Origin of the sequence: Allorhizocola rhizosphaerae, assembly GCF_003426775.1 — a bacterium.
GTDB lineage: Bacteria > Actinomycetota > Actinomycetes > Mycobacteriales > Micromonosporaceae > Allorhizocola > Allorhizocola rhizosphaerae.
This window is the reverse complement of the sequence record NZ_QJUG01000341.1, coordinates 1-6,572: the sequence shown is the minus strand read 5'-3', so window position 1 is coordinate 6,572 and position 6,572 is coordinate 1. Positions and strand designations below refer to the sequence as shown.

Sequence of the window (6,572 nt, the reverse complement as noted above, 5' to 3'; positions counted from 1 at the left end):
CGCCCACACCGGCCCCCGCGCAGCCCGCGCCTGCGCAGCCCCGACCCGAGCCGGCCCAAGCGGCCCAGCCCGCACAGGCCCAGCCGCAGCCGACGCCCGTGTCGGCCAACGGCGAGGTGTCCGACGGTTACGTGACGCCGCTGGTGCGCAAGCTGGCCGGCCAGCACGGCGTCGACCTGAGCTCCGTCCAGGGCACGGGCGTGGGCGGGCGCATCCGCAAGCAGGATGTGCTAGACGCCGCCGAGCGGGCCAAGGCGCCCAAGCCGGCACCTGCCCCGGCCGCAGTGGCCGAGAAGCCGAAGGCCGCGCCGAGCCCGCTGCGTGGGCGCACGGAGAAGCTGCCCCGGCTGCGCATGACCATCGCCAAGCGCATGCTGGAGTCGCTGCAGGTCTCCGCGCAGCTCACCACGGTCGTCGAGGTCGATGTCACCCGGATCGCGCGGCTGCGCGACCAGGCGAAGAAGGACTTCCTCGGCACGCACGGGGTGAAGCTGTCCTTCCTGCCGTTCTTCGCGCTGGCCACGACCGAGGCGCTGCGCACGCACCCCAACCTCAACGCCTCCATGGACATGGAGGCCGGCACCGTGACCTACCACGACGGTGAGCACCTGGGCATCGCCGTGGACACCGAGAAGGGCCTGATCGTCCCGGTGATCCACAACGCGGGCGACCTCAACCTGGCCGGCCTCGCCAAGCGGATCGCCGACGTCGCCGAGCGCACCCGCAACAACAAGATCATGCCGGACGAGCTGGCCGGTGGCACGTTCACCATCACCAACACCGGCAGCCGCGGGGCCCTGTTCGACACCCCGATCATCAACCAGCCGCAGGCGGCCATCCTCGGCACGGGAGCGGTGGTCAAGCGGGCGGTCGTGGTCGACGACCCCGACCTCGGTGAGCTGATCCTGCCCCGCCACATGGTCTACCTCGCACTGTCCTATGACCACAGACTGGTCGACGGCGCGGATGCGGCCCGGTTCCTGACCGCCATCAAGGAGCGGCTTGAGGCGGGCAACTTCGAATCCGAGCTGGGCCTGTGAAGCGCCTCGCGCTGGCGTCACTGCTCGCGGCTGCCGCCCTCCTCCTGCCCGCCTGTGGCGGATCGGAGGAGGCGGCCGCGGGGCCGTGCGACGTGAAGGTTTCCGGTGATGCGGGCAAGCAGCCGGTGATCGAGATACCGGACGGCTGTGCCCCACCCACCGAGCTGCAGACCCGCGACGTGTCGGCTGGCTCGGGCACGGCCGCGAAAAACGGCGACTCCGTCCAGGTCAACTACGTGGGCGTAGCGTGGTCCACGAAGAAGCAGTTCGACTCGTCGTGGGGACCGGGCCGCAAACCCTTTGCGGTGCAACCACTCGGCCAGGCCCGTGTGATCCAGGGATGGAACCAGGGGCTCGTGGGCGTGAAGACGGGCATGCGCAGGCTGCTGGTGATCCCGGCCGATCTGGCGTATGGCAATCAGCAGCAGGGTGCCGACATCAAGGCCGGCGAGACCCTGGTGTTCGTCGTGGACATCGTGTCGGTCAACGGCAAGTGACCCACGAGCGGAAGTAGCGGTAGAGCGGGGCAGCGTCGTACAGGCTGTACAGGTGGTGGAAACATCCACGGCCGGCTGCCCCAGTCCCGCTCGTCGGACTCTGTGGAGTCCATCCCTCAGCAACTGGTCGCGGTGTTGGTGACTGCGGACCCACCCGGTCGTCGACTGGCCTCGCCTGCTCCTACCCGAGAACTCGCGACCGGGGGCGCCGTGGGGCCGGGTGGCCGGGGTCCGGGCGTGTCGAAGCGCGGGGGTGGCGGATGATGGGCGGATGCGGATTGTGGTGGCGGGGGGCTCGGGGTTCCTGGGTGGAGCGCTCATGCCCGCGCTGCGCGCGGCCGGTCACGAGGTGACGCAGCTGGTGCGCCGGCCCCCGGCAAGGCCGGAGCAGCGAAGGTGGGATCCGGTGGCGGGCGTCGTGGACCTGCCCGAGGACACGGACGCGGTCATCAATCTTTGCGGCGCCGGTGTCGCCGACCGGCGGTGGAACGATGAGGTCAAGCGCGATCTGCGGGACAGTCGCGTGGTACCCACAAAATTGTTGGCAAGACAGGGAATTCCGTTGCTCGTCAATGCCTCGGGCGTCGGTTTCTACGGTGACACCGGCGACCGCGTGGTCGATGAGTCCGCAGGCCCCGGCGACGACTTTCTGGCCAGGCTCGCGATCGACTGGGAGGGCGCCACCGATGCGGCGCGGGAGGCGGGCGCCCGCGTGATCAACCTGCGCACGGGCAACGTCCTGCACCGCAGCAGCGGGTTTCTGAAGCCGCAACTGCTGCCGTTCAGACTTGGCATCGGTGGCAGACTGGGGAGCGGGCGGCAGTGGGTGCCGTGGATTTCACGCAACGACTGGGTGCGGGCCGTGCTGCACATCGTGGCCGACGACCGGATCAGCGGGCCGGTCAACCTGGTGGGCCCAGCGCCGGTCACCAACGCCGAGTTCACCAAGGCCTTCGCGCGGGCCGTGCACCGGCCGGCGGTGTTCCCGATCCCGAGGCTGGCCATCAAGGTGCTCTATGGCGAGTTCGCCAACGAGGCGTTCCGCAGCTTCCGCGTCGTGCCGAAGGTGTTGCCGGACAACGGTTTCCGGCATGAGCAGGCAGCGCTGGAGCGCGCGCTAGATCTCGCACTGCGGTAGCGAGTCGCGATAAAGCCCGATCTTGCGGTCGATCACGGACAGGTCGCGCTGAAGCTCGTCGATCTGCTTGAGCACGGTGTGGCGATGTGCCTCAAGCATGGCCAGCCGGGCCGGGCGCGAGCCGTCGCCCGCGCGCACCAGCTCGATGTAGCGCACCATGTCGCGCACGGGCATGCCGGTCGCGCGCATCTTCGTCAGCAGGTCGAGCCGGTCCACATCGTGCTGGCCGTAGCGCCTGCGGCCCGCGCTGTCGCGCGGCACGGGGTCGAGCAGGCCCATCTGCTCGTACCACCGCAGCGTGTGCGCGGACAGGCCGATCTTCGTCGCCATCTCACCGACCGTGAGCCCCTGATCCATGCGTCAAGGATGCCAGGGTTTTCATGAGCCGTGTCGTGCCGTCGATCGATCCGGCGGCCTCGACCATGCACAGTGGGCGGGCGACCTTGCTCAGGGCGTTGGCCACGACGTCGGGCGGGCCGATCGGGTTGACCCGCAGCAGGCGCTCCACGTGGTCGGTCCAATCGCGGTGCGGGTCTTTGCGGGCCAGCCACAGCGGCAAATTGTGGCGCAGCTCACGCTCGGCCTCGGCGCCGGGATAGGCGAGCACCACTTTGGCGTCGCACGGCTCATCGATCGGGCGTTCCACGCCGAGCATGAGGCGCAGGCCCCTTTCCGCGGCGAGTTGCGCCGTTGCCGGACCGGTCGCGGCCACCCACACGGGCATCGCACCGCCGAGGTGGTGCAGGAGCGTGTCGAGCCATTCAGAAAAGCCGTTATGGTACCGGTCCATCCCCCCGCCGATGAGGTCGTTTTCGATGCCGGGCCCACCGCGGGCGACCCCCAGCGCGAACCGGTCGCCGTAGAGTTCGTGCAGGAGCAGAGCCTCATGGGCGAGGCTGATCGGGTGGCGGGCGGAGAACACACAGGCTGCCGTGCCCACCGTGATGTGCTCGGTCGCCTGGAGGATCGTGGCGGCGAGCACCGTCGCCGACGGGCATCGTCCATATTGGACGAAGTGGTGCTCGGCCAGCCACACGCCGCCGAACTCGTACAGTTCGGCGGCGCGAGCGTGCTCCACGGCGGCCTGCACGCCGAAGGCACTGGTCAAGAAGACATCCACCGTCTTAGCAGTCACGCAATTCCGGCGACTGGTTGCGCAGCTGCGCGACCGGCGAGATGAACTCCTGGTAGGCGGGCCCGCCCACGTCTTCGAACTTGAACGCGGCCACCCGGTGGCAGTTCTGGAACGCGAGCTTGCGCCCGAAGTGGCGCTCCAACGCGCCCCGGATGGCGTCGCTGGCGAGCGCGCGCAGCAGCTCGCCACGCTCCTTTTCGGACGGTGGCGGCACGGCGTGCTCGCCGACCGCGGCCGCCTCGCTGATCACCTTCCACGCGTAGGGCAGGGACTGGCGCACGCAGTCGACGAATTCGGCGTCGTCGACGTGGCCGGCCTCGGCCCGCTCAAGCAGAGCGGCGGGGACTTCAAGCGACATGTTGTTCATCCTTTCGTAGCGTCCCAAGCACGAACTCGGGATCGATCTGAGCGGCCAGGTCCTCGCCGACCTTGGCGCTGGCCCATGCCTGGGCGTTGCGGAGGTGGAACTCGTTGGCCTGGCGCGTGTAGGTGGGCCAGTCCTTGGTACACAAATCGACGGTTTTAACTATCTTATCGAGCGCCGAGGCGTTTTCCGGCTCCAGGCGGCCACTGAATACGCCGCGCTCGGCGGCCTTGACGAATCCGGAGCGCCCGATCCAGGTCAGCAGGTCGTCGCCGACGTGAGCGCGCAGGAAGTCCACATCGGACTCGTCATCGATCTTGTTGCCGACGACGTGCACGCGCACGCCGAAGTCGCGGGCATAGCCCACGTACTGCTTGTAGACACCGACGCTGCGCAGGGTCGGCTCGCACACCAGGAACGTGACGTCGAAGCGGGTGAACAGCCCGGACGCGAAGCTGTCCGCGCCGGCCGTCATGTCCACGACCACGTACTCCCCCGCGCCGTCCACCAGGTGGTTCAGCAGCAGCTCGACCGCGCCGACCTTGGAGTGGTAGCACGCCACGCCCAGATCCTCGGTGGCGAACGGCCCGGTCACCGCGAGCGGGATCCCGCCCACGTCATGCACGAGGCGCTCGTAGATCGGGTTGGTCTCGCTCACCGTCAGCAGTCTTGATCCACGGCCGGGCGGGGTCGTCTTGACCATCGCGTGCGCGGAGCTGATTCGCGGGTTGTCGCCGCGCAGGTACTCCTTGATCAAATCGAGGTGGTCACCGAGCGCCGGCAGCAGGACGGCCTCGTCCTCGCTCGCGCCCAGCGCCGCCGCGAGGTGCTGGTTGATATCCGCGTCGATCGCCAGCAGTGGCCGTCCGGCCAACCGACGCGCGGTCAGGGCGGCGAGCGTGGTCTTGCCGCTCCCACCCTTTCCGACAAATGCCATCTTCATAATTGTTATTGGTAGTCGTTTTCAACAACTCGCGCAACCGCAACACGCGGATTCCCCGGCGGGTTCCACCTCGCCCCCTCGTGATCGGCCAGTCTGGACGGCTTTACTAAGCTTCTTCGGGTGTCCCAAGCGCGTCGAATCGATCTGCTGGTCGCTGGCCTGTCCGTGATTTTGGCGCTCTGGGTCACCAGCGGCTTCTGGGTCAACCCGGCGCGCCGGGCCAGCGAGGTCAACTCGGGCGATCAGGCGCTGTTCGAGTGGCTGCTGAGCTACGGCGCCTACGCGCTCACGCACTTTCAGGACCCGCTGTTCACCTATCTGCTCAACGTGCCCGACGGGGTGAACCTCGCAGTCAACACGTCCATCACGGTCTATGCGATCGCGTTCGCGCCGGTCACCATGTGGCTCGGTCCACCCACGACATTCCTGATCATCCTGACGCTCAACCTGGCCGCGACCGCGTACTGCTGGTACTGGCTGTTCAACCGGCACCTCGGCGCGACGCAGCTGGGCGCCGCCGTCGGCGGGATCTTCGCGGGGTTCGCGCCGGCGATGATCTCGCATGCCAACGCGCACCTCAACTGGACCGCTCAGTGGATCATCCCGCTGATCATCGCCCGCGTCATCGTGATGTATCGGGGCAGACGGCCCGTCCGTGACGGCCTCCTGCTAGGCATATTGATCGCTGTGGCGTTTTCCCTGGCCGCCGAGGCCCTCTTCTTCGCCGCGCTGGCTCTGGCTGTTTTTTCTCTTGTCTGGTACCCCTTTCAGCGCACGCCCATCGGGCATTTCCTCGCCGGCATGGGAATCGCGGCGCTCACCGCCGGGGTGTTCCTCGCCTACCCGCTGTATCTGCACTTCGCGGGCCCGCAGCGCTACCACGGCACGGGCTTCGACCCGACCGTGCACAACGAGGACCTGGCCGCCTACTGGGCGTTCCCGGAGCGTTCGCTCGCCGGGGCGCTCGGGCTCAACGACAACCTCGCGCCCAACCCGACCGAGGAAAACTCGTTCTTCGGCGCGCCGCTGCTGGCGCTCGCGTTCATCGGCTTCGTCGTGCTGTGGAAGCGGGTCGAGGTCCGGGTGCTGGCCATCGTGGCGCTCGTGTTCGCCGTGCTCTCGCTCGGGCCAGAGCTGCGCTACATGCGCGAGAAGAAGCCGCACATCTGGCTGCCCGAGGCACTGCTCGGGGACCTGCCCATCTTCAACGCCGCGCTGCCCTCACGGCTCGCGCTCGTGGTCGCGCCGATCGTGGCGATGGTGCTGGCGTGGCTCGTGACGACACGCAAGCCGGGGCCTGGCTGGGTGTGGGGCGCGGCGTTCACGGTGGCGCTGCTGCCACTCGTGCCGATTCCCCTTCTCACGCGCGATCGCGAGCCCGTGCCGCATTTCTTCTCCGCGGGGGTGTGGGAGTCCTATGTGGAGGGTGAGGGGGTGGTGGCGCCCGTGCCGCTG

8 protein-coding genes are annotated in these 6,572 nt (G+C 68.4%); 4 read left to right on the top strand and 4 right to left on the bottom strand.

The window, feature by feature from the left end; translation table 11 throughout:
* The 3 genes from sucB to DM816_RS39355 all read left to right on the top strand — a co-directional run.
* A partial coding sequence (sucB, locus tag DM816_RS39365) for a 2-oxoglutarate dehydrogenase, E2 component, dihydrolipoamide succinyltransferase (RefSeq protein ID WP_117215573.1) occupies window positions 1-1,040 on the top strand: 1,040 nt, incomplete at its 5' end.
* Window positions 1,037-1,537: an FKBP-type peptidyl-prolyl cis-trans isomerase gene (locus DM816_RS39360; protein WP_117215572.1), complete on the top strand. Its 501-nt coding sequence runs from the start codon at window positions 1,037-1,039 to the stop codon at window positions 1,535-1,537. The genes sucB and DM816_RS39360, both read left to right, overlap by 4 nt.
* 271 nt (window positions 1,538-1,808) lie before the next feature.
* The gene (locus DM816_RS39355) at window positions 1,809-2,675 is read left to right on the top strand and encodes a TIGR01777 family oxidoreductase (protein WP_117215571.1); all 867 of its coding nucleotides are present in this window, start codon (window positions 1,809-1,811) and stop codon (window positions 2,673-2,675) included.
* On the opposite strand, the gene DM816_RS39350 is transcribed toward DM816_RS39355, so the two are convergent.
* The 4 genes from DM816_RS39350 to DM816_RS39335 are packed head-to-tail and all read right to left on the bottom strand — an operon-like array spanning window position 2,655 to window position 5,111.
* Window positions 2,655-3,032 carry a MerR family transcriptional regulator gene (locus DM816_RS39350; RefSeq protein ID WP_117215570.1) on the bottom strand — a complete coding sequence of 126 codons (378 nt, stop codon included), beginning with the start codon at window positions 3,030-3,032 and terminating at the stop codon, window positions 2,655-2,657. The two genes, DM816_RS39355 and DM816_RS39350, sit on opposite strands and share 21 nt — an antisense overlap.
* Window positions 3,007-3,783, bottom strand: coding sequence for an LLM class flavin-dependent oxidoreductase (locus DM816_RS39345; RefSeq protein WP_162908309.1), 777 nt, complete (start codon window positions 3,781-3,783; stop codon window positions 3,007-3,009). The genes DM816_RS39350 and DM816_RS39345 overlap by 26 nt, the downstream gene beginning before the upstream one ends.
* A gap of 16 nt (window positions 3,784-3,799) precedes the next feature.
* The gene (locus tag DM816_RS39340; RefSeq protein ID WP_117215568.1) at window positions 3,800-4,168 is read right to left on the bottom strand and encodes an SCO5389 family protein; all 369 of its coding nucleotides are present in this window, start codon (window positions 4,166-4,168) and stop codon (window positions 3,800-3,802) included.
* Entirely contained in the window at window positions 4,158-5,111 is a 954-nt protein-coding gene (locus DM816_RS39335; RefSeq protein WP_246002637.1) for an ATP-binding protein, read from the bottom strand. The genes DM816_RS39340 and DM816_RS39335 overlap by 11 nt, the downstream gene beginning before the upstream one ends.
* A gap of 126 nt (window positions 5,112-5,237) precedes the next feature.
* Between DM816_RS39335 and DM816_RS39330 the strand changes: the two genes are divergently transcribed.
* Window positions 5,238-6,572: DUF6311 domain-containing protein (locus tag DM816_RS39330; protein ID WP_162908308.1), on the top strand; the 1,335-nt coding region annotated here is incomplete at its 3' end.